This is a genomic window from Winogradskyella sp., from assembly GCF_965228925.1.
Lineage (GTDB): Bacteria > Bacteroidota > Bacteroidia > Flavobacteriales > Flavobacteriaceae > Winogradskyella.
In genome coordinates this window covers 4319989-4342153 of the sequence record NZ_OZ245845.1, presented here as the reverse complement: position 1 = coordinate 4342153, position 22165 = coordinate 4319989, and the positions used below count along the sequence as shown (strand labels likewise).

Annotated in this window: 25 protein-coding genes; 8 read left to right on the top strand and 17 right to left on the bottom strand. The window is 38.9% G+C overall.

The window, feature by feature from the left end; genetic code table 11:
• Position 1: 1 nt before the first annotated feature.
• From ACO052_RS18290 to recF, 15 genes are all read right to left on the bottom strand, one after another.
• Complete coding sequence (locus ACO052_RS18290; RefSeq protein WP_422105234.1) at positions 2-916, bottom strand: helix-turn-helix domain-containing protein; 915 nt, start codon at positions 914-916, stop codon at positions 2-4.
• Positions 917-1312: 396 nt separating this feature from the next.
• Entirely contained in the window at positions 1313-2068 is a 756-nt protein-coding gene (locus ACO052_RS18285) for an SDR family NAD(P)-dependent oxidoreductase (protein ID WP_422105233.1), read from the bottom strand.
• A 191-nt stretch (positions 2069-2259) separates the two neighbouring features.
• Positions 2260-2901 carry a GIN domain-containing protein gene (locus tag ACO052_RS18280; protein WP_422105232.1) on the bottom strand — a complete coding sequence of 214 codons (642 nt, stop codon included), beginning with the start codon at positions 2899-2901 and terminating at the stop codon, positions 2260-2262.
• Positions 2902-2933: 32 nt separating this feature from the next.
• On the bottom strand, positions 2934-4121 hold the full coding sequence (locus ACO052_RS18275; RefSeq protein WP_422105231.1) for a serine hydrolase domain-containing protein: 1188 nt from the start codon (positions 4119-4121) through the stop codon (positions 2934-2936).
• Entirely contained in the window at positions 4121-4684 is a 564-nt protein-coding gene (locus ACO052_RS18270; RefSeq protein WP_422105230.1) for a hypothetical protein, read from the bottom strand. Before ACO052_RS18270 ends, ACO052_RS18275 begins: the two co-directional genes overlap by 1 nt.
• 72 nt (positions 4685-4756) lie before the next feature.
• Positions 4757-5941, bottom strand: a complete 1185-nt coding sequence (locus ACO052_RS18265; RefSeq protein WP_422105229.1) for a helix-turn-helix transcriptional regulator — start codon at positions 5939-5941, stop codon at positions 4757-4759.
• Between the two features lie 25 nt (positions 5942-5966).
• Positions 5967-6464, bottom strand: coding sequence for a hypothetical protein (locus ACO052_RS18260; protein WP_422105228.1), 498 nt, complete (start codon positions 6462-6464; stop codon positions 5967-5969).
• Between the two features lie 3 nt (positions 6465-6467).
• Positions 6468-8054 (bottom strand): FAD-binding protein, encoded by a 1587-nt coding sequence (locus tag ACO052_RS18255; RefSeq protein WP_422105227.1) that lies wholly within the window; start codon positions 8052-8054, stop codon positions 6468-6470.
• 12 nt (positions 8055-8066) lie between these two features.
• Positions 8067-8441, bottom strand: coding sequence for a Bor/Iss family lipoprotein (locus tag ACO052_RS18250; protein WP_422105226.1), 375 nt, complete (start codon positions 8439-8441; stop codon positions 8067-8069).
• Between the two features lie 185 nt (positions 8442-8626).
• The gene (locus tag ACO052_RS18245; protein WP_422105225.1) at positions 8627-8983 is read right to left on the bottom strand and encodes a hypothetical protein; all 357 of its coding nucleotides are present in this window, start codon (positions 8981-8983) and stop codon (positions 8627-8629) included.
• Complete coding sequence (locus tag ACO052_RS18240) at positions 8976-11402, bottom strand: penicillin acylase family protein (RefSeq protein ID WP_422105224.1); 2427 nt, start codon at positions 11400-11402, stop codon at positions 8976-8978. The genes ACO052_RS18245 and ACO052_RS18240 overlap by 8 nt, the downstream gene beginning before the upstream one ends.
• Before the next feature lie 38 nt (positions 11403-11440).
• Positions 11441-11968 carry a CIA30 family protein gene (locus tag ACO052_RS18235; protein ID WP_422105223.1) on the bottom strand — a complete coding sequence of 176 codons (528 nt, stop codon included), beginning with the start codon at positions 11966-11968 and terminating at the stop codon, positions 11441-11443.
• Positions 11969-12042: 74 nt separating this feature from the next.
• Positions 12043-12339 carry a DUF721 domain-containing protein gene (locus ACO052_RS18230; protein ID WP_422105222.1) on the bottom strand — a complete coding sequence of 99 codons (297 nt, stop codon included), beginning with the start codon at positions 12337-12339 and terminating at the stop codon, positions 12043-12045.
• 407 nt (positions 12340-12746) lie between these two features.
• On the bottom strand, positions 12747-13235 hold the full coding sequence (locus tag ACO052_RS18225; RefSeq protein WP_422105221.1) for a lipocalin family protein: 489 nt from the start codon (positions 13233-13235) through the stop codon (positions 12747-12749).
• Positions 13232-14311: a DNA replication/repair protein RecF gene (recF, locus tag ACO052_RS18220; RefSeq protein WP_422105220.1), complete on the bottom strand. Its 1080-nt coding sequence runs from the start codon at positions 14309-14311 to the stop codon at positions 13232-13234. Before recF ends, ACO052_RS18225 begins: the two co-directional genes overlap by 4 nt.
• Before the next feature lie 140 nt (positions 14312-14451).
• Between recF and ACO052_RS18215 the strand changes: the two genes are divergently transcribed.
• The 8 genes from ACO052_RS18215 (at position 14452) to ACO052_RS18180 (ending at position 21247) form a co-directional block, all read left to right on the top strand.
• Positions 14452-15216: a tetratricopeptide repeat protein gene (locus ACO052_RS18215; protein WP_422105219.1), complete on the top strand. Its 765-nt coding sequence runs from the start codon at positions 14452-14454 to the stop codon at positions 15214-15216.
• Between the two features lie 2 nt (positions 15217-15218).
• Positions 15219-15725 carry a 6,7-dimethyl-8-ribityllumazine synthase gene (ribH, locus tag ACO052_RS18210; RefSeq protein ID WP_422105218.1) on the top strand — a complete coding sequence of 169 codons (507 nt, stop codon included), beginning with the start codon at positions 15219-15221 and terminating at the stop codon, positions 15723-15725.
• A gap of 404 nt (positions 15726-16129) precedes the next feature.
• Positions 16130-16345 (top strand): hypothetical protein, encoded by a 216-nt coding sequence (locus ACO052_RS18205; RefSeq protein ID WP_422105217.1) that lies wholly within the window; start codon positions 16130-16132, stop codon positions 16343-16345.
• 7 nt (positions 16346-16352) lie between these two features.
• Complete coding sequence (locus ACO052_RS18200) at positions 16353-16658, top strand: hypothetical protein (protein WP_422105216.1); 306 nt, start codon at positions 16353-16355, stop codon at positions 16656-16658.
• Positions 16658-18517 (top strand): DNA mismatch repair endonuclease MutL, encoded by a 1860-nt coding sequence (mutL, locus tag ACO052_RS18195; RefSeq protein ID WP_422105215.1) that lies wholly within the window; start codon positions 16658-16660, stop codon positions 18515-18517. Before ACO052_RS18200 ends, mutL begins: the two co-directional genes overlap by 1 nt.
• A 3-nt stretch (positions 18518-18520) precedes the next feature.
• On the top strand, positions 18521-19339 hold the full coding sequence (locus tag ACO052_RS18190) for a rhomboid family intramembrane serine protease (protein WP_422105214.1): 819 nt from the start codon (positions 18521-18523) through the stop codon (positions 19337-19339).
• 2 nt (positions 19340-19341) lie between these two features.
• Positions 19342-20211: a rhomboid family intramembrane serine protease gene (locus ACO052_RS18185; RefSeq protein WP_422105213.1), complete on the top strand. Its 870-nt coding sequence runs from the start codon at positions 19342-19344 to the stop codon at positions 20209-20211.
• Complete coding sequence (locus tag ACO052_RS18180; protein WP_422105212.1) at positions 20189-21247, top strand: endonuclease/exonuclease/phosphatase family protein; 1059 nt, start codon at positions 20189-20191, stop codon at positions 21245-21247. Before ACO052_RS18185 ends, ACO052_RS18180 begins: the two co-directional genes overlap by 23 nt.
• Here the strand turns inward: ACO052_RS18180 and ACO052_RS18175 are convergent.
• Positions 21236-21544, bottom strand: coding sequence for a DUF6122 family protein (locus tag ACO052_RS18175; protein WP_422105211.1), 309 nt, complete (start codon positions 21542-21544; stop codon positions 21236-21238). The two genes, ACO052_RS18180 and ACO052_RS18175, sit on opposite strands and share 12 nt — an antisense overlap.
• A 2-nt stretch (positions 21545-21546) precedes the next feature.
• On the bottom strand, positions 21547-22158 hold the full coding sequence (locus tag ACO052_RS18170) for a WbqC family protein (protein ID WP_422105210.1): 612 nt from the start codon (positions 22156-22158) through the stop codon (positions 21547-21549).
• Between the last annotated feature and the right edge of the window lie 7 nt (positions 22159-22165).

Sequence of the window (22165 nt, the reverse complement as noted above, 5' to 3'; positions counted from 1 at the left end):
TTCAATTAAATGTCTTTCTAAATTCGAGAGGTGACATATCGGTTTTGCTCTTAAATAGTTTGGTGAACGATGCCGGTTGTTCAAAACCAAGGTTGTAGGCAATTTCACTTATGGATAATGTGGTTGTTGATAATTGGGTTTTGGCTTTTGCAATGAGTTTTTCATGAATGTGCTGCTGGGTACTCATCCCCGTTAAGGACTTTAGCATACTGCTAAGGTAGTTAGGTGATAAATTTAAACCGTCAGCCACCCATTGCACTGAAGGCAAGCCTTTTTCAATTAGGGAATCGTCCTTAAAATAGTCTTTAAGTAAAGTTTCTAAACCATCCAAAATTTTATGGTTGACGATCTTTCTAGTGATGAATTGGCGTTCGTAAAAGCGTTCTGCATAATTGAGCAGGAGTTCTATTTGTGAGATAATGATATTTTGACTGAATTTATCAATGTTTGATTGGTACTCGCGCTGAATATTTTGAAGCAAGTCGCCCATCATGGTTTCTTCCTTTTCGGATAAGAACAAGGCTTCGTTAATGGTATAGCCAAAAAACTCATAGTGTTGAATTTTTTCAGCTAAGGCAGTGTTCCACATAAAATCGGGGTGAATCAATAATAACCAGCCCGATGGGGTATGGCCTATATTAGGGTTGTTCGACAGGCTCATCACTTGGTTAGGTGCGATAAAGGTCATGACCCCTTCATCAAAATCGTACTCCTGTTGGCCATAGAAAAACTTATAAGGAATATTGCGCTTTAAGCCTATGGTATAATAATCTTGCGTCCAGGTCATCGTGTTGATTTCTTCAGGATAACGCACTTTAGAATAATCGACCAGGCTAATTAAAGGATGCTCTGGTGCTGGTAATTGGGCGAGTTTATGGTAGTCTCCTACTTTTTTAAAGCGTGTGATGTGTTTCATAATTCATTTGTCACACTGAGCTTGTCAGGCTGAGCTTGTCGAAGCGCCGGGCCTTCCAAAGTCTTGTACTGTGGACAGGCAGTCGAAGTGTATCAAACCTTAGACAATTCACTCTAAATGACGATATTTTATTGTTGTATTAAATTTAATAAAAAGAATGCGGATATCTGAAAAATCAATAAAATTGAAAAGTGTCACACTGAGCTCGCCTGTGCTGAGCGTAGTCGAAGCATCAAAGTGCTCAGCAGAACTATCGAGAATTGTTCACATAGAAACTTGCTTCTCGATACTATTCCTCTCCCGATAGCTATCGTGGCTATAGGGAGAGGAATCACTCGAAGTGACATCTATATGACAGAAACGAACACGTTTCATATATCCACATTCTTCGGTTGTTTATACAAGCATCCCTCCAGACACTTCAATACGTTGACCATTCACCCAACCGGCATCTACAGAACATAAGAAGGCCACAACGCCGCCTATATCCTCGGCTTCGCCAACTCTTCCTAAAGCCGTGATACTAGCAATCATTTTGGCTTTGTCCTCTTCTTTGTTACTGCCACCCGCAAAATCGGTAGCAATGGCTCCGGGTGCTACAGTATTAGCGGTAATTTTACGCTCACCTAACTCTTTGGCTAAGTAGCGTGTAAAGACTTCAATAGCGCCTTTCATAACGGCATAGGCCGACATACCAGGTAGGCTAAAGCGTGCCAATCCGCTGGAAATATTAATAATACGACCATGATCATTTAAATAGGGTAGGGCGGCTTGGGTCATAAAATAAACACTTTTAAGGTGTACATTCATCATCTCATTAAACTGCGTTTCAGTAGTATGAGCGACCATATTAAAGGTGCCAGTGCCTGCGTTGTTTATGAGAAAGTCAAAGTTCGGGTTACCATGTCTGTCCTTAAGATAAGTGGTGGCACTTTCGATAAAGGCTTGCCCACTTGTATGATCATTAGCGTCAAAAGGAAAGGCTTTGGCGTCTTGTCCTAAGTCTTTTATCTCGTTGATGACGTCTTCTGCTTTGGCCGTATTGCTGTGGTATGAAAAGATAATATCCACACCTTTTTTGGCGAGGCTAAGGGCCATGTCTCTTCCTAGTCCACGGCTGCCTCCGGTGATAATTGCTGTTTTTGTATTCATAATTTCTAGTTTTTTTACCCGATGAAGCTTTATGCGTAGTCGGGTTGTGATTATGATACAAAGTTGCGACGAATTCACGGTGCTTATTTTGCCAAATCTATGCTTGTGTTGTTCGAATCTACGATGGTGGAATTTTTAGAAATAAACGCGAGCAATCATCATATTGCACCCGTGCTCATACTTGACTCATTTTAATTGGAGTTAATAAGTTGTCCAGCCTCAGAGGTTTGAACATTTACAACCGGTTGTCCTTGATAATAAACTTTTGAGGCCTGGGCTATAGTCCCATTTAAGTCCTCAATACAGGTTATTCTGAGCTCCGAGGCATCTCTGGATATGGTATTTAAAACATGAGTACTAAAGGAAAAACCATGTAATTTGCCGGCATCTCTTAAAATAGTATTTAAGATTTCAGCACCTCCATATAGTTCTAATTCTGATGAACCTTTAATTTCAAATTCTATCTGTTCAGTGACAAAATTTACGACCCCTCTTGTGTTATCATTCAATTGTAAGCGCTCCAGATTTGGTATCTGAATGTTTACGGTGAAACTCGCATTGTCATAAGACCCATCTGCCAGGGAAATGTTGAGTGTGCCGTTTGAGACTTCCGTTCTAAGATTATTTTGAAGGTTGTCGTTAACTACGACATCTACACGTTGCTCATCGCCTTGAGTAATAGATACATCTAAATCGTTTTGGGCTTTCACTTTGGTGAATTCAGATAAATCTCTTGTTACCGTGATTATGGTGTCAGAACCTTCAAAATCTGGATTGGAGCAATTAAAATTTAGAATGACTAATAGTGTTGTTAGATATTTACATGTTTTCATAGGATATGATTTTATAGTTTGTTTGCTGTCTCTTAATTGTGAATAGCATCGAGAATTTCTGTTTGAATATTGGCAGGAGCATTCGTGCCTGCCGCGGTTACTGAGTTTAATAGTAATACGTAAGTAACATCGGTTTCAGGATAGTAGAACGCAAAGGTGTTAAACCCATCAATACCACCGGTATGACCAAACCCAAATCCATAGAGGGACTCTACGCGTTCAAGACCATAACCATTTTTAATGACTACGGGGTCGTCAAGATCTTGTTGGCTCAAAGGTAAATCAAACCAATCCGTCATGTTGGCAAAAGAGGTATCTGATATGAAATTATCGGTGGCTAATGTCTTTAAGAATAACGCTAAGTCTTGGGCATTAGAAGCAATACCACCATCACCACCAATGCCGAGTTCTTCCCTGTACAAAAAATCAGAATACACAAAGTGACCATTGCCATAGATATCGGCATAGCCTTTTACAACGCCGTCAGGTAAAGGTTTTGATTCACTGTAATAAGCGGATTGAAGATTGAGAGGTAGAAAGATGTCTTCATTATAAATTTGCTCTAAAGACTTTTGGGTGATTCGCTCTAAAATGATAGACAGTAGGAGGTAGTTGGTATTGGAGTAGCTGTACGATGTCCCTGACGGAAACTCTCCATCCAATCCATACACATACTCTAGAACATCATACTTATCCCAATGTTGCGAATCATTGATTCGGTCCAAATCAAATGGCGTGGTGTAAAAATCGGGAATACCACTTTTATGGCCCAATAAATCACTGATTTTTGTGCCTTCTATATTGGCCACCTCTTCAACGATATCAGGTGGCAAATACTGGCTTATGGTATCATTAAATGACAGCCATCCTCGATCGATGTATTTGTAGACAGCTACTGCAGTAAATACTTTACTTATACTCGCAATCATAAAAGTATTGCAGGGTTTCATCTTTATATCGGATGCTATATCAGCATAGCCGCTAGCGCCTAGCCATACCCCATCCTGATCTTCGACCCATAAAACGGCTCCAACGACATTCAGTTTTTGGTTTTGGTCTAAAATGGACTGAAATAGAGCTGCTTTTGGATGGAGATTCGAGTTAATGTCGTTTGTGGTAGTACATGCATAAAAATCTTCCTTGAATGTTTCCTCTGATGAACAATTGGTAGTCGTCAGTACAATTGTCAATACTATGTATTTTGAAATTTTTGATATCATTAGTTGATGTTGTATTTAATGCCTATTCTGAAAAATGCGTTTGGGAGTAGCGGAATCGCTTCACTGAATGGATATTGCACAGCAAAATCGTGTTGAACATAGAGTTCGACGGTTTTAAAGCCTCTATAGGATAGCCCGACTCCTGAAGTAGCTAGAACGTGCATCCGTCCGGTTTGATTAACCTTACTAAAGCTACCATCACTATTTTGCGAAAACAGCTCACCTGGAAAAAAGGTATGTAGATAACCAAGTCCTATAGGTAGAGTTAACCCGATTTGTTTTAAAATGATAAAGGTGTGGGCGTATTCAGCACGAAGAAACAACCCATTTTCAAGATCCTCCTGATGATAAAACCCCAAGTATACATTGTAATTTCTTTCGGATTTGGCTTTAATCCGTTCTCTTATGGAGGCGCCGATTTGAATGCCAGGATGTAGCGTACTAAAACTCGAAAAGGGATAATTTTTAGAAGTATTTATAAGTGAAATGTCTAAATCCTTAATGATTTGACCTCTTGCACTGGCACAAACAAATATTAAAAATAAGAGGACTTTGGTATTCATCAACTTTAATTTGTTGATAAAACTAGTGGGCTTATGCGCTACTGAAGTCTTAGATGCTGAAAAGTGTTGAAATTAGGACTCTTTTTGTCTAAACTGGGACGGTGTTAATCCCGTGGTTTTTTTGAATATAGCATAAAATGCGGATTTGGATTTAAATCCTGCTTCTAAGCCAATGGCCAGTATGGTGTAGTTATCGAATGCCGTATCGGATAGCATCATTTTTGCCTCGGCGACGCGATAGTCATTGATCCACGTCGGAAAATTTTTGTTCGCACTTTTCTTTATGATTTGAGAAATATAACCTGAACTTAAACCAAATCGTTTTGCTATGTCCTCAATACTTAAATCTTCGTCCCTGTATAACTTTTCTTTTGCCATTACGGCCTTCATTTCAGTAAAGTGCTTAGATAGTTTTTGAATGTTCGAGGGATTCTTAAGCTCAGATACTGCAGGCTGTGCTTTCGCAATATCTATATATTCAGCATTACGCTCATTAGTTTTATTGGCGTCATTTAATTGATATTGCTGGTCGGCACCATTGGACTGAGTCAGCAAGCGTTCCCTTATGCCGTGGCGATCGTAAATTAAATTTAAATTAACGACCCCATTATAAATCATCCAAAATATCCAAACCGCAATAACCGCATAGAGTATGGTAATAACGATGAGGATATCTTCATTTATAAGACTAATTATGGTGACAATAATCCATAGCACCAATAAGGCAAGTGTTGAATTCCAAATCCTAAAGAGATGGCTTCTAGAAGCGGAATGATTCACATGATTTCTAATAAGTCGATAGGACTTGTAACAGAGAAACAGGTTGAATAAAAGGGAGACAATGCCCTCGACATCATAAAATAGCTGGATGGCTGAATTGTCCATGATTTCCTCAAGGTTGTAAGTACTTACAATGACCAAATTGGCTATGCTGTCTATAATAAAAGGAAGTACTAAATAATAATGTGCTTTTAGGCTTGCTTTGGGCTTAGACGATAATAGGAAGAAATAAAATAAGGGAACATAGACCAAAAAATCATAGGATAGGTCATTGACAAAGAATTCCGTTATGGGATTTGTGGTTTGATAAAACTGCCCTAGGATATCTAAAATGCTTTGCGTTGACAAAATAATAAGCGCATAGGCAAGGCATTGGTTAGCCTTTGATCTGTAGTATCGGGAGGTTAATAGAAAAAATGCCAGGATATAACCCTGGGCCATAGCTACAAGGAGTATGTAGTCAAAAATGGTCATCATCTAAACATCCACCTAGAATGGTGTTTTATATATTCGATTTATAGTTGCGCCCCGTTTTAAACCCACAATACGCTAAGAAAACAAGTAATAGGATTTGGATATAAAAAAGAACTGTTGCTAATATACCTAAATTACTTGCTCTAGGTTTAATATCAGACTCAAGGTTTTTGGCGCTTGAAGGTGGATAAACCGTCCAATGGGATGTTTGTTCAATTAAACCGTCTAATAGGGTGCTAATTCCAGTCAATACAATAGAGAGTAGAATTATGGAAATCATAAGAATGAGATTGGCCGTTAAATTTTTAAACCTGTAAATCAACGTTCTAAGGAGATAAACTCCAAAAAACACCAAGACCCCCAATATGAGCATAAAATGAAAATTTGAAATGACATAATAGGTATCATGTACATTGATGTCAATGGCAGCCACTGATGTAAATCCGTCAATACCATAGAATATGAGGTTTAGTATAGGAATAAAGGCGGTTGTGCCAAATAGCCAATATATTTCTTTTGTTTTCAAATTTTAAACAATAGCCCCCAACTCCCTATCCAAACCACAATTCGCAATAAATTTATTATTAAAGACTTGGCGCGTGGCTTGGTCGAGCAGGTGATGACGCGCTTCTAACCAGGCATCCACAGCTTGGGTACCATACATCGCATTAACTCGGGCTTCATTTAAAAAGAAATTGATCTTGCCCCAATGTAGGGTAAAGGCAATCCCTTTTTGCTCCATACGAGTCCAGATTTGCTCATAAAATTCTCTAGCAGCATTAGAGTCTACTCCATCCATTTCCAACACACAAGTCTGTGGGAATTTGGTAAAACCCAGTGTGGCTTTGGTGCCTTTAACATAGCGCAAAGATAAGCCGCCTGGAAAAGCCTTGGTTTTATTTAAGTCTACGATTTCTTCTACAACAGCAACGGTATCTTTAATATCAATCGCCATGGCAGCACTGGCTACTTTCCCTCTAAATTTGGTATAGTTAAAGATATCGCCAACTGTACCTTCCTGCGGGGGTTGTGGTTTAAAGGCCAGAGAGAATAAACTATTGACCAAAGGCGGAATAAGTAATTGGTTGAAGGGTTTTAAACTGTCTAAAACGGTTTGTATAAACCCTAAGAGATCATCACCATAGGTAAACTTGTTGTTCTTTTTAAACTTGGTGTAGTTGGGATCATAGGCCTTTTTATACATAAACTTTATAAACCCGCCCTTATCCGGATTACTGGGTTCAAAGTTATGCTGGTTAAACAGCACTTCAAAATGGTAAAGGTCTTTCCCAGGACCTGCACCAGGAAGGTTTAAGCCCGAAAAGTCGAGTTGATTCATCGCCTTTTTAAGATCGTCGTTATAGGCCAGATTGCCTATACGATGCTCCTCCAATAAAAAGATGGGTTCGGTCTCTACCATAACACCATGTATAAAGCCAAAACTACCAAAGGACACGACGGCAGCTTCAAAAATAGCATCATCCTGAATAAGATCAGCATCTAACCAATCCACAAACTTTTGGGAGGCTACGGGATAAGATTGGCGCTCTATCCAAACATGTTTATTGGCACCTGTAACAATATGTAAACCGACGACAAAATCCTGTATAGCACCCGATTTAAAGCCTGCGCCATGCGTCCCTGTAGACATGGCCCCTGCAATAGTCTGCCCGTTACTGGCACCACTAGCTTTAATGCTTCTCATGGGGCGTTTGGCACTCAGGCGATTGTTTAATTCGTAAATAATGGTACCACACTGTAAGAAGTAGAGGTCTTCTGGTGTTTGGGCATACTGGTTAGACACGTAGGCTTGGCTGAGTGGAAAAGAAAAGTTTAAGGATGAGGTATCGATAATACCGCCTTTAGCCACACCACATTTGGTAAAAGACCAGCCGCTTCCCATGGCGCGCAGTTTCAGGTTGTGGTCTATACCGTGCTGAATAAGCCATTGAAAGTTTTTAGTAGAGGCCATATAACGGTCTCGTCGTTTGGGAAAGGTCGCGCCTTTAGGATTGCGTAACTTAAAAGAGGCGTTTTTTACAAGATCTTGTGTAAAGTTCTCATGACGATTGGTCCATTTTTCTATGGGTAATTTGCTGATGCCTTCTGGTAACATAATGCTGTAATTTTAATCATCTAGTCCTCCATCACCGTTTGAAGGCCTTGAACATGCAAAGCTTACTTTTCGGTGGTTGACAATCCCTAAGGTCACTATAGTAAGCAAGGCGCCACCAAAGGTGGTTTTAACTTCCACATTGGCTAATGAGCCTTCATCGCAAATAGCATGGTCACTATCATCAGCGTCAGGTTCGACACTGACGTCTTTTTTCACCATGCCCCATAAATAACTCCAGCTATCCGTTTCGTAAGACTCGTTACCAGCAAAAGTGTCACCATAATTACTGGCCACCACTCTTGTTGAGGTACAATTCGAAACACTTATAAGCAGTAGGGCAAGGCTTAAGGTCAAAAGTGCTTTTTTGATATTAGATTGTGGTCTCATAATCTTTTGTTTATTCCTTAAAGATAGCTTAAAAAATCATGCGTTATTATACGTAGAACTACGTATTTTTCCACCTACGTATTGACTTCGGTGGACAAGAATATCGGTTTTAGTGAGCTATGCTTCTTTTACTAAAAATGTAGTCCTATTGAAATTAGTTTTAAGATATTTTTAGGTAAGCGTACTTAACTACCCCTGCTCATTGCAAAGATTTGCTTGCCAAAAATAGCTGCTACCCCAGCCGCCAAACCTCCAACCACGCCTGTGACCAAAATCAAGAGATAGGGTTTACCACCAATTTCGAGTAATACTGCTATTTTATTCGCCAAGGTAAAATCATTAGCACTACTTAAGATAAAGCTATAAATCGACCAAAAAAACAATATGGCTAAAAAAGGCACAAAGAACACGGCTGCTCTTTTTAAGGGAATAAATAAAGCCGTCGCCAAAGCTGCTGTCATTATGGACCACCAAGGTAGGAATAAAGATAATAGGGCTGCCAAAACAATGGTTGCAATAAAGTTGAGGATATTTTTAGTCATTTTTTGCTGGTGTTAAGGTTTGTGTTCCAATAGTTGCATCTGTAGCGTTGTCGGATTGTAAAAAGTTAAGGGTGTAATAATTACCTGCGGCCCAATCATCAATAAAATTGTCATAGTATTGGCTTCCCGGATTCCCTGATTGACCGCCAGGATATATACCAATAGCCGTGGGTGGTGAGGTCATTTCCACAATCATACGCCAGGAAGGCCCATGATTTTCGGAGGTAGCATTGACGATATTACGATCACCTCCAATGGGGATATCAAATCGTGAAAAGGCGGGTAAGCCTTGTAATAGATGCCCAGCATAGGTGCCTTTGTAATTTGCCCATGTATAGTCGCCTTCTTCTTCCTTAATTTCCATTAAGCGTTCTGCAGCCTTCTTAAATGCCAATAAAAAGAGATCCTTAGCGGTTTCGGTTTTATCTTTGGTCTCCACAAAATCCATAAATTCATGATCACCATGATTCTTTAAGAGGTAAATGGTTTGGTAGGTTGTGGGAGCATCTAAGGCCGTATCTTCTACAGCAAATTCATCCCAAGTGATGTTATACAATCGGCCATACCATTGGCGCCAAATACTTGGTCCGACTTCATCGATATCGTTATTAAAGTTCCAGGCTTTGATTTCTTCATAAATCGCTTTTTCATCATCAGATAGGGAAGTGGCATCCATATGCTCTAACATATAAGGGACGAGTTCTGAGGCTTTTAAATTATAATTATTGTTATGTAAGTCTTTAAAATCCTCAACACTAAAGCTATCCTTAGAATCGAAATAGTCATTAATGACACGATTGCGATAGGTCTCATAGCCATCGTTAAACACATAATAGGGATAATTTTCATCTACAGGATGCTGATTGGCCGAGCTGACAAATCCGCGCTCAGGATTCTTAGTATGGGCATTAAACTTCTGAGGAATGTAACTCTGCCAGTCGTTTTCAGGGTTGCTACCATTCATTAAAAACTTACCTTGGCCTTCCCATTTATTGGCAAATTTCCCTTGGATCCATAAAGCAATATCCCCTTCAGTCGAGGCAAAGACAAAGTTTTGTGCCGGAGCGTTCCAGCATTGTAAAGCGCTTACATACTCGTCATAATTTTTGGCCTTGTTCAACGCGATAAAGGTTTTTTGATTATTCCCACCATCATGGCCGATCCATCGCATGGCGTAGCCTGCCAACTCTTCATCAGACTTATAGTTCTTGTCGTAAACTACAGGCCCATGATGGGTATACAACACCGAATCTACATAGTTTTCCTTGCCTCTTATTGTAATGTCTTCGACTCTTAGGTTTACATCCTTCCAACCGCCATCATATTTGTATTGGGTGCGATCAGCATTGAATTCCACTTTGTACCAATCAATGACATCTCGTGTGGCATTGGTTTCTCCCCAAGCGATGTGCTGGTTAAAGCCAGAAATGACACTTAAAGCTCCTGGAATGGTCGCCCCAAAGGCATTGTGCTCTGGAGTGCTCAATTGCATTACAAACCAAATGGCAGGTAAGTTTAAGCCTAAATGTGGATCGTTGGCCAGAATGGGGTTTCCCGTGGCAGATTTAGCTCCCGAAACTGCCCAATTGTTACTGCCATTATCAGGGTTCGGTTTTTCAATGGTTTCTACAATGGTATCCAAAACTGCGGCTTGACTCGCAGGCAGCGGGGTTTGCGGCACATCGATAAAGCTCCAATCCGTTTCCTTCGGAATCACAGGATCGGTCACATCAAAAAAGTCTGGGAAGAGCAAATCAAAGTGGTCTTGACCTATTAATCGCAGTACATTGGTATATTCTAAATCATCGTCACCGCCAGCCAACATTTTAGTCATATACATCAGCAGTAAGGCTGTTTTTTTAGGAGACCAAGCTTCGGGCTCATAATCCAATAATTTATATTCGACAGGATAATCTTTAGGATTGAGTTGGTTGATGTAGGCATTGACACCATCGGCATAATCCTGCACATAGCTCAAGGTTTCGTTATCGTGTTGTTCCATATAGGCAATGGCCTGTTCGGCACCGTAACCCATACCGCGCCGACGTTCTGTACGGTCGTAGTTTAAGGCTCTCTCACCAAAGATCTCTGAGAGGCGACCTGCCGCTGCATGAGTTTGAAATTCCAGCTGCCATAAGCGATGTTTGGCCGTTAAATAGCCTTGGGCTTTATACAAGTCGTGCTCGTTCTGTGCAAAGACATGTGGAATCATATGCTGGTCATAGTGTACCGTGACCTGATCTTTTAAGCCTGGGATAGAGACTTCACCAGTGATGGCTTCATCCTTTTCATTTTGCCAGATACCAGATGTTGGATTTAAGAATTTACCTAAGGGGGGAATTGAACCGAGTTTTGTATTTAAGACGAAAAAAATGCCAATGGTAAGAACAAAGGACAACAGGAGTTTCAGGTATTTCATTAAGTGTAAAAATTAGTAGCACTTAAAAATACCAAATATTATTCTAAAGTAATGGAGTCGATAAGGAGTTTGAAGCTTTCTTTTTTCTTATTGCCGATCAAGAATGCGATTTCTTCCATTTGATCACCCTTAAAATTTGGCATATCCAAACGATAGCCCCTAAAAGAGGCGTACATGGCTGCAAATGGAATGTCTATAGTTTGCCAGTCACCCGTGGTTTCAAATTTGAAGATGTAGGAATAGCGATTGTAGCGGCTATCTTTCACTCTAAATTGATAGGTTTTACCATCTCCTTTGATTCTGATTTTAAATGAGGTGTAATCAGACGAGTTCACCGTTTCAAAATCATAGCGCAAGGACGAAAAACCACCATTGTTTTCTAGTGAAACGTTTCCTGAGTATTCGCCATAGCCATCGGTATTCACTTTAAAGTGCCCATCCGAACGTCCTCCCATTACCACATCATCCAAAATTCTCCAGTTGCTGCTATTACTGTCGGTACTAAATTGAAATAGGGTCATGGATTGTTGAAATAGAACAATAAATACAAATAAAAAGGGTCTCATTATAGCTTTTTGTAAAGATACAAAGCCCCTAAGGCACCGTTTTTAGATTTTTGAAAACTTTAGCAGTTTGTCGTTTAGCGAAGGACTAATTTTTTTACGATGTCCTTGCCTAGGGATTCGTTGAGCATGGTAACGATTTTCTCCTTGCCATAGCTCAATTCTTCACGGAGTACACTTGAGCTAAGCTGTACATATAGGGTGTCGTTTTTTAGTTCGATAGCAGTAGTATAATTGTTGACCCCATTACCCATAAGATTGGCCCATGCCTCACGCACATTCACCTTATCTAGACCAGCTTGTAAATTATGGGTTTCTACAAACTCTTTAAGAATCTCTTCTATAGGGCGATTATCGTTGCTACGCTTTGTCATTATAGTTCCTGCGCCTGCCTGTCGGCAGACAGGAAAGGGGGTAATTTTATTAGTTTAACAAAGGTCGTCAATTCGGGTGAATTTTATTCGTAAAAAAACGTGAAAGTTTGTTGTAAGAAGGTTCTCGATACAATTCCGATAGTCCCGATAACTATCGGGATCGGAATCACTGGAACTGACAGTCTAGTTAAAGGTGAAAGTTTGTTTACTTTTGAGGATTCAAGTCTTGCGTCCTCAAAGTATGATGTGATGTCTCACACAGGGTTCGACATGACTAAACCTGTCATTTCGAGCGTAGCGAGAAACCGAAGGTTCAGCAAAGCTAAATCACATTACAAATTGTCATAGTTTCTATAAATAAAGCTGAAGTGATCAGCATGACATCCGGACAACATTAGAATTAAAGGTTATTCAACATTCAATTTAATAGGAGTATATCGTTTGTAGACATATATTGCCTTGTCTTGATTACTCACTCTGAGCTGTGTCGACGAGGCTTCTAAAATGGTTTCCTTCCATTGAGCGTATGGCGTCCTATAATACACATTCAGACTATCGTTTTCGATTTTTAAAACAAACGATTCTGCATCATCAGACGTGAAGTAGGTGTCATTAATACCTGGTTTTAATTTTTTGCGAAACCCATGTAAGCTATCATTAACACTAATATAATCTACAGTTTCGTTGAATTGATACTGTTTTTTTTCGTCATTAGGTAAGGTCACTTCTTCAATTTCCCAGTAGCCCTCTATATGCGGAATATAAGTTTCGGGGTTTTTGGAACAGCTTAAGGTCAGTAATAATAATGACAAAAGAACAAGACTAAAAAATGTGAGATTGCCACGTTCCGAATTTTCGGAACTCGCAATGACTTTACCGGTTGTATTTTTAATCATAACTTAAACAGTTTATAGGACTGATGAATTTGCTTAACCACATGCTCTGTTCGGTCCGCATGGGTATCGCTGATAAAAATCTGTCCAAAATGGGTGTCATCCACCAAGCTTATGATTTGCGCCACACGATGCTCATCGAGTTTATCAAAAATATCATCCAAGAGCAAAATAGGCGAGACACCACTTTGTTGCTTTATAAAATCGAACTGTGCCAATTTAAGGGCAATTAAAAAGGATTTTTGCTGGCCTTGACTACCAAATTTCTTAATGGGAAAGTCATCAATCAAAAAGGTAAGGTCGTCCTTATGTGTTCCAACACTAGTGTATTGCAAGGCTTTATCCTTATTGAGATTGGCCTGTAAAAGATCGATTAAATCTCCATTGAAGAGATCACTTTTGTATTTTAAATCAATTGCTTCTTGACTTTGACTTATGGCTTCATAGCGTTCCTTAAAAATGGGGATAAAGACCTTTAAGAAATCGTGACGCTTCTGAAAAATAGATTTACTGTAGGTGTCGAGCTGCTCGTTGTAAATGCCCAATGTATCGCCATTAAAGGTGTTATTCAGGGCAAAGTATTTTAGTAAGGCGTTACGTTGCGATAGCACCTTATTATAGGCAATGATTTGGCTGAGATAGGCTTTATCACTTTGAGAAATAACACTATCTATAAACTTTCGTCGCGTATCACTACCTTCAATAATTAAGTCGCGATCGGCAGGTGAGATGATTACCAATGGAATAAAACCGATATGATCACTGAATTTTTCATAGGCCTTGCCATTGCGTTTAATGATTTTCTTTTGACCGCGTTTTAACGATACGATGATTTTTTCTGAGCGCTCGTTTTTAGTGAAATGCCCATCAACCACAAAAAAATCTGCACCGTGTTTAATGTTCTGAAGCGCGATGGGATTAAAGTAACTTTTTCCGAAAGCTAGGTGGTAAATCGCATCGAGTGCATTAGTTTTTCCGACACCATTAGCGCCCACAAAACAGTTGATTTTGGTGTCAAAATCAAAAACCTGACTTTCAAAATTTTTGTAATTAACTAAAGATAATGTGTTTAGAATCATAAAAACCTACATCTTTTTCTTGATTTTAAAGATGTTCAATTGCGATAAATAGCTGTGCAAATTATTGAAAAATAACAAATAATTAGATTTTTAAATACCATAAAATATTATATTTTTGCGCACGCATTAATAGACAACAGATGGCAACGTATAAGAAAAGAGGCTATAAACCAAAAACGAAAAAGGAAAAGGAAGAAATTGTTGAGGAGAACTCTGCAACGGCAGAGGTATTTAATACCTTAGATGAAGGAGCTTCCAAGACAGAGGAGTGGTTTGTTAAAAATCAGAACTATATCATTGGCGCTATAGCTGCCATAGCTGTAGTCGTATTGGGTTACCTTGGCTACAATAGATACTTCGCTGAACCACAGCAAAAAGAGGCGATGAACGAAATGTACCAGGCTAAAAAATACTTTGAGGATGCCGCTAATGGTATTTCATCTGATTCATTATACACCATGGCTTTAAATGGAGGTGAAGGTAAGTATGGTATGTTGGATATCATTGATCAATATGGTGGTACCCAAGCGGCAAATCTAGCCAATTACTATGCGGGGATGGCTTACTTAAATCTTAAGGATTATCAAAATGCCGTGACCTACCTCAGTGATTTCACTAGCGATGATACCATGTTGGGACCTATTGCTAAAGGTGGTATAGGTGATGCCTTCGTACAATTAGAACAGCCTACCGAAGCTTTAGAGTATTATGAAAAAGCCTTTAAAGCCAATGTCAATGACTTTACAACACCCATGTATCTGTTGAAGGCTGCTAGAGTGGCTATAGATTTAGGCAACAACCAAAAAGCTTTGGATTATTTAAATCGTATTAAGTCTGAATTTGACGGCTCTACAGAAGCTGGACAGGTAGATGTACTCATAGGAAAAGTAGAAGCAAGCTTATAAAAATGGCGACTGCAAATCATAATTTATCGAATTACGATAAAGCTACAATCCCAAACGCGAAAGATTTTCGGTTTGGGATTGTTGTTTCAGAATGGAATGCCAATATTACCGAGGGCCTTTGGCAAGGCGCTTTTGATGCTCTGATCGATTGTGGGGCATTAAAAGAAAACATTGTGCGTTGGAATGTGCCTGGGACCTTTGAACTTACCTATGGGGCCGCACGACTATCCAAAAGTATCTATGCCGAATCTGGCATGTTGGATGCCATTATTGTTATTGGCTGTGTTATACAAGGGGAAACCAAACACTTCGATTTTGTTTGTGAAGGCGTCACACAAGGCATTAAGGACCTTAATCTTAAAGGGGATATTCCAGTAATCTTTTGTGTCTTAACGGACAACAACATGCAACAATCCATAGAGCGTTCTGGCGGAAAGCATGGGAATAAAGGCACTGAAGCTGCCATTACAGCGATTAAGATGGCGAAGTTACGGAAGGATACTGCTTAGTTGGCAGTGTTCAGTGTTCAGTAGGCAGTAATCAGTAATCAGTAGGCAGTGTTCAGTAATGAGTAACGATTAACTTTCAAATTCCAAATCCCAAATCCCTAATACCCAATAGACAGTATTCAGTGTTCAGTAATCAGTGTTCAGTAGGCGGTATTCATGTAACGATTAACTTTCAAATACCAAATACCCAAAACCAAAGACCCAAGTAGCAACTTCGCACTTCCAACTTCGCACTTCCAACTTTTAACTTTGTACTTCAAGCTCCTAAGCTTCTTGCTTCCAACTTCAAGCTTCTAACTTTAAAGTGGCATCTTTTTTGTTGATAATTTTAAGGAATCCTTAGGCAATTTGTCTCAGTATTTTAAGTACATTTGAGATTATCTAGTATTAATCTACGATATAAATTGTTTAATCAACGAAAAAACAAGCGATTTAGCTATAAGCCTCGTTTTCAGGATTCTGAAGAAGAAAAGTCGAGAGAACGTCTAGAAGCAAAATGGGATGAGTTAAGAGGTAATACGAAACGTAGAGGAAATAGGTTTACGTCTTTACCTTTTCTGATTGTCGTTTTGGTGGCGCTCTTTGTTTTAATTTATATCCTTAATGGATATATTAAATAATTGAATTATGGGTCCAATAAAATTCACACTTATCAAGAGATTGCCTAAAAACAAAAGGTTTAACTATACGCCACGTTATTATAAAGGTAAAGAGAGTACAGACGAATCAAAATACTCTACAAAATTTGATGCTTATGCCGATACTTACAATAAAAATGACTTTTCTGGTCAATGGCATGAGCAAAGGGTCAGTAGCAGAAACAGAAATAATTCGGGATTCAATCGTACCATATTATTACTTATAGCGCTTTTTGTGTTTATTTTTCTTTATATCATAGATTTTGATCTCTCTATTTTCTCACTAAGACGCTAATGACAGATATCATTCAACTTTTACCTGACCATGTTGCCAACCAAATTGCAGCAGGTGAAGTGGTACAGCGCCCTGCATCCGTAGTTAAGGAACTTTTAGAAAATGCCATTGATGCTGAGGCTACTGAAGTAAAGCTCATTGTAAAGGATGCTGGGAAAACCCTTGTACAGGTCATTGACAATGGAAAAGGCATGAGTGTTACGGATGCGCGTTTAAGTTTTGAGCGTCACGCCACCTCCAAAATAAAATCAGCCGAAGATTTATTCCAACTACATACCAAAGGCTTTAGGGGTGAAGCCTTAGCGAGTATCGCAGCTATTGCCCATGTCGAATTAAAAACTAAACGCCCTGAGGATGAATTGGGCACTGCTATAGAAATTGAAGGCAGCCAAGTGAAGTCGCAAGACGTTTCCGTTACACCCGTAGGCACATCGGTGGCTGTGAAAAATTTGTTTTTCAATATTCCGGCAAGACGTAATTTTTTAAAATCAGATACGGTAGAATTGCGACATATCACCGATGAATTTCATCGTGTGGCTTTGGCACATCCCAATATTGCCTTTGTATTCTATCACAATGGAGCAGAATTGTTTCATCTGCCACAAGAAAAGTATAGACAACGTGTGGTACATATTTTTGGAAATAAAACCAACGAAAAATTAGTACCTGTCGAAGAAGATACCGAAGTGCTCAAGATTTCGGGATTTGTGGGTAAGCCCGAATATTCCAAGAAAACAAGATCAGAGCAATTCTTTTTTGTCAATCAGCGTTTTATCAAAAGTCCCTATCTCAATCATGCGATTAGTGCAGCTTTCGAAGGCTTATTGAAAACGGGCTATCATCCGAGCTATTTTTTGAACCTCACCGTTAATCCCAAGACAATTGATATTAATATTCATCCTACAAAAACAGAAATTAAGTTTGACGATGAGCATACCTTATATGCCATATTGCGCTCGGCCGTAAAACACAGCTTGGGGCAGTTTAATATCGCCCCTGTACTGGATTTTGAGCACCAGAGCAGTCTAAACACACCTTACAGTTATAAAGATAAAGTGGGTAAGGCGCCTACCATTGAGGTAGATAGAAGTTTTAATCCGTTTGCCGATGATACCGATACAGCACAGTCATCGTCCTCGGGTCACACACATTTTAAAAAAGCACCAGCAGCCAATTGGGAAGGTCTCTATGTGGGTCTGGAATCTAAAGAAAACAATAGTAACACCGACTTTAGCTCCGTTACTTTTGAGAGTGATTCAAAAACGGCATCTGTTTTTGGGGATTCTGCGGTAGAAACCCATAAGACCACCTTTCAGCTGCAACATAAGTATATCGTGAGTACGCTAAAATCCGGGATGTTGATTGTTGACCAAAATAGGGCACACCAACGTGTATTGTACGAAAATTTCTTAAAGCACGTTACCATTAAAGAAGCCACAAGTCAGCAATTGTTATTTCCCTTGCAATTAGAGTTTACACCAGACGAATGCAAAATTATTGAGGAGTTAAAAGCCAATTTGGAGCATACAGGTTTTGCCTTTTCTGAAGGATCTGAAAATACGATCACCATTACGGGAGTACCTGTAGGCGTACCAGAAAGCGAGGTGTCTTCGATTTTAGAACAGCTCATTAGTGATGTTAAGCAAGATGTGCCCGATGCCAATTTTAGTGCTGCCGATTTATTGGCAAAATCCATGGCTAAGAGTCTAGCCATAAAAAATGGACAGGCCCTTAATCATACAGAACAAGAGCATTTAGTGAACAGTCTATTTGCTTGTAAAGAACCCAATATGTCACCAACCAACAAACCGACGTTTGTCACCATGTCCGTTGATGATATTGAAAATAAATTTAATTAGTCTATGAGATTAGGAATTACAGACGCTGTAAAGCATTTGATAATTATAAATGTTTTGATGTTTATTGGAAAAGAAGCCCTACAGCAAGGCTTATTTGATAGTTTGTTCGCTATGTATTTCCCAACTAATGATTTGTTTAAACCTTGGCAGGTTGTAACGCATATGTTTATGCATGGAGGTCCAACACATATCTTATTTAATATGTTTGCCTTATGGATGTTTGGTACTCCAGTTGAACAGAGACTAGGGACGAAAAAGTTTCTATTTGTGTATTTTTCTGCTGGTTTTGGAGCATTACTTTTTCAGTTAGGATATTATTATGTTGACTATTTCCCTGCTATGCAAACGGTTTCGGAATTAAATTTTAACAGTGATTTATTATCAAAGATTATAAATATTGACGCTTCAGATGGACGATTAATAAAAGGGGAAATTTTAAGTAGGAAGATGATGCCTATTCTTAATGAATATGGATTTAGCGGAAATATTTCGAATGCTCAATTTAGTGCACTGTTTGATTTGAACGTTATTAATAGAAGTGCCATGGTAGGGGCTTCAGGTTGTATAATGGGCATTTTAGCAGCTTTTGGCATGATGAATCCCAATGCGAAATTGATGTTAATATTTTTACCAATACCCATAAAAGCAAAGTATTTTATTCCTGGAATTATAATCTTGGATATAATCTCAGCAATCACAGGGCAATCTTTCTTTAGTCCAAGTAATACTGCTTATATGGCGCATGTTGGTGGAGCGGTCATTGGTTTTCTAATCATGTGGTATTGGAGGAAGAATAGTATGGATAATTACCGTTGGAACTAACTATGAATACCTTTCAAAGTCTGAAATACAGATATAATAATTTAGATGTCTTTGGTAAAATCATTACCATAAATATTATTGTTTTTATTCTTGATGTGGCGTTGTCTAGTATTTTTAGATTGACAGTCGTCAAGTATTTTGTAATGCCCTCTGGTTTTGGTGATTTTATTTTACAACCTTGGTCATTAATCACTTATGGGTTTTTACATTCAGGTATTTGGCATCTGTTGTTCAATATGCTCTTTTTGTTCTACCTGTCGAGTGCGGCATCTAATCTCTTTAGAACCAAAATGGTGTTGAACATTTACTTGCTGGGCATTATTTCTGGTGGACTGGCGTATTTGGCATTTTCTAATATCCTTCCAACCAGTATCGTTGGCTTTCAAAAAGGTATTATGGTGGGGGCTTCGGCAGGCGTCAGCGCCTTATTGATGTTTATTGCCATCTATATGCCAGATTCCCAAATTCGATTATTCAATACGTTTAATGTAAAGTGGATGCACATCGCTATCTTTTTTGTAAGCATAGATGTCATAAGAATACTAATGGGCGTTAATCAAGGGGGATATATAGCGCATGTTGGCGGTTATCTATTGGGGTATTCCTATGCCGCTAATTTGAAAAAAGGAAAAGATATCGGAGTAGGTTTTGAACGTCTTATGGACACCATTATGAGCTGGTTTAAACCGAAATCCAATTTAAAAACGGTACATCGAAAGCCATCTAGAGCTCCAAAAGCGAAGGGCAGTTCTGATACCAACGATAAGCAAAAAAAGATCGATGCTATTTTAGATAAAATCAGTAAGAGTGGTTATGATAGTCTGACCGCGAAAGAAAAGAAATTTTTATTTGAGGCTAGCAAAGACGATTAATAGCAACATGAAGCGCCTGGGATTCTTTGGTAAATTGATATTTATTGTCAATACGTTGGCAGCACTCTTACTATTGATTTCTTATCTTTTGCCCTATGCGCCACCACAGCGTTTTGCAACCTTATCGGTTTTAAGTTTGGGTGTGCCTTTATTGATTTTTCTTAATATTTTGTTCTTTCTGTATTGGGCGATTCAATTAAGAAAGCAACTATTTTTGTCTTTAATCGTTTTGATTTTGGGCTATAAGTATATCAGCTCTATATATCAATTTTCATCGACGGAAATCTTAGATGACCCCGCTGATTTTTCGGTCATGTCTTTTAATGTTAGATCGTTTAATGTATTTCAGTGGTTACCCAACAAAAATGTAAAAAGCGATATTATTAGCCTCATTGCAAAAGAAAAACCTGATGTGATCAGTTTGCAAGAGTATCGAAGAGGGAGTCCAATTAGCCTTGAGGGCTATTACAATTTTAATGCAAAGTATACGAAATCAGCAAAAGGCGGACAGGCCATCTTTTCAAAATTTCCCATTGTGAATTCAGGGTCATTAGAATTTCAGAATACAAGGAACAATGCCATTTTTGTGGATATTGTAAAACAAAAAGATACGATACGTATTTACAATTTGCATTTGCAATCTGCAGGTATTAACACCGATGTTGACGCCTTGACAGAAGAGTCTTCGGAACAAATTTTTAAACAGGTGGGCCGAACGTTTAAGGTGCAACAAAAACAAGTTGAATTACTCTTAAAGCACAAGGCTAAATGCACTTATAAAACGATAATTGCTGGTGATTTTAATAACACCGCCTATTCATATATCTATAAAGAAATTCTAGGGGAGGATCTCCTAGATACCTTTGAAGAAGCAGGGCATGGTTTTGGTAAAACGCTTGATTTCAAATATTTTCCAATGCGGATCGATTTTATACTTGCCGATAAAGCGTTTACGGTTAATGGTTTTAAAACCTACTCTGACGTTCAGCTTTCTGACCACTATCCCATAAAAGCCACCTTAAAACTAGATCAATAAACAATCCGAAGTATCCGCAAGGATATGAGCCAAGAGTCCAATAGCGAAAATGCGCGTGGGTTTAGGTATTAAAAGTAGGGCATAAACTGCTATGGCATAATAGGAGTGGAGCGGGTGAAAGTTAATACTACAGCGATTGGCATCGAAAATAGGGCGCGCTAATAAGTGGTCCAAATCAATAATAAAGGCAGAAAGCATTATGAGATAGGCCTTTAACCAATGTTTCCTAAAAACCAGAAGGGCAATGACCAGAGGTAGGCCAAAATGTAAACCGTAGTGTATACAAAATCGTAACATGTTTATAGGGATTGTCGATTTAAGTATAATTCGGTGTTTGGACCTTCATTACACAGCAAGTCCAAGATACTTAGGTTCGCTATAAAACCATGTTTTTCGGTAAATACTTGTGTATATGCATCCAAAGACGTTATTTGATGATTACGACTAACAAGGAACCTGTAATCGGTCTTGTCTATAGGCGTTTTCTCAAAGCTCTTAGTTTTCGAGGTAGACATTTCAATTTGGAGAAGGTCCAAGAGTATCTCAAAGCACTTTAAATTGAGGTCCAAGATATAGTCGTACCTCGTTTCGAATAGCGGCATTAAGTCATCGATGTAATATTCAAAAAATGGGGACATGCTATAGGCGGACTGCAAGGATTTTAGGTGTTGCAATTGCCATTTGTCACCGTTAGCGATTTTCACATCTTTATAACCTTGTCGATGTTTTTGCGTGTAATTTACTGGAACCGTCAAGGCTAGTTTTCCGTTTGGACCGTAAATTTCTGTGCGATTTCTAAAGGATTGCTTTTGATAATTATCACAGACCTCAAAATAGACCACATCTGAATGGGCCATAGCCACTAAATGGGCGATGTTTGGAAAATACGTCGGATGTATAAGGCAATCCATACCTTTT

Bases quoted from the DNA above. Each gene is read 5' to 3' on its own strand.
- ACO052_RS18215 (WP_422105219.1), top strand. From the start codon at position 14,452: ATGGCAACGTATAAGAAAAGAGGCTATAAACCAAAAACGAAAAAGGAA.
- mutL (WP_422105215.1), top strand. From the start codon at position 16,658: ATGACAGATATCATTCAACTTTTACCTGACCATGTTGCCAACCAAATT.
- ACO052_RS18250 (WP_422105226.1), bottom strand. From the start codon at position 8,441: ATGAGACCACAATCTAATATCAAAAAAGCACTTTTGACCTTAAGCCTT.
- ACO052_RS18255 (WP_422105227.1), bottom strand. From the start codon at position 8,054: ATGTTACCAGAAGGCATCAGCAAATTACCCATAGAAAAATGGACCAAT.
- ACO052_RS18230 (WP_422105222.1), bottom strand. From the start codon at position 12,339: ATGACAAAGCGTAGCAACGATAATCGCCCTATAGAAGAGATTCTTAAA.
- ACO052_RS18170 (WP_422105210.1), bottom strand. From the start codon at position 22,158: ATGGATTGCCTTATACATCCGACGTATTTTCCAAACATCGCCCATTTA.
- ACO052_RS18265 (WP_422105229.1), bottom strand. From the start codon at position 5,941: ATGATGACCATTTTTGACTACATACTCCTTGTAGCTATGGCCCAGGGT.
- ACO052_RS18290 (WP_422105234.1), bottom strand. From the start codon at position 916: ATGAAACACATCACACGCTTTAAAAAAGTAGGAGACTACCATAAACTC.
- recF (WP_422105220.1), bottom strand. From the start codon at position 14,311: ATGATTCTAAACACATTATCTTTAGTTAATTACAAAAATTTTGAAAGT.
- ACO052_RS18275 (WP_422105231.1), bottom strand. From the start codon at position 4,121: ATGATATCAAAAATTTCAAAATACATAGTATTGACAATTGTACTGACG.
- ACO052_RS18280 (WP_422105232.1), bottom strand. From the start codon at position 2,901: ATGAAAACATGTAAATATCTAACAACACTATTAGTCATTCTAAATTTT.
- ACO052_RS18270 (WP_422105230.1), bottom strand. From the start codon at position 4,684: ATGAATACCAAAGTCCTCTTATTTTTAATATTTGTTTGTGCCAGTGCA.
- ACO052_RS18200 (WP_422105216.1), top strand. From the start codon at position 16,353: ATGGGTCCAATAAAATTCACACTTATCAAGAGATTGCCTAAAAACAAA.
- ACO052_RS18285 (WP_422105233.1), bottom strand. From the start codon at position 2,068: ATGAATACAAAAACAGCAATTATCACCGGAGGCAGCCGTGGACTAGGA.
- ACO052_RS18185 (WP_422105213.1), top strand. From the start codon at position 19,342: ATGAATACCTTTCAAAGTCTGAAATACAGATATAATAATTTAGATGTC.
- ACO052_RS18245 (WP_422105225.1), bottom strand. From the start codon at position 8,983: ATGACTAAAAATATCCTCAACTTTATTGCAACCATTGTTTTGGCAGCC.
- ACO052_RS18175 (WP_422105211.1), bottom strand. From the start codon at position 21,544: ATGTTACGATTTTGTATACACTACGGTTTACATTTTGGCCTACCTCTG.
- ACO052_RS18235 (WP_422105223.1), bottom strand. From the start codon at position 11,968: ATGAGACCCTTTTTATTTGTATTTATTGTTCTATTTCAACAATCCATG.
- ACO052_RS18225 (WP_422105221.1), bottom strand. From the start codon at position 13,235: ATGATTAAAAATACAACCGGTAAAGTCATTGCGAGTTCCGAAAATTCG.
- ACO052_RS18240 (WP_422105224.1), bottom strand. From the start codon at position 11,402: ATGAAATACCTGAAACTCCTGTTGTCCTTTGTTCTTACCATTGGCATT.
- ribH (WP_422105218.1), top strand. From the start codon at position 15,219: ATGGCGACTGCAAATCATAATTTATCGAATTACGATAAAGCTACAATC.
- ACO052_RS18190 (WP_422105214.1), top strand. From the start codon at position 18,521: ATGAGATTAGGAATTACAGACGCTGTAAAGCATTTGATAATTATAAAT.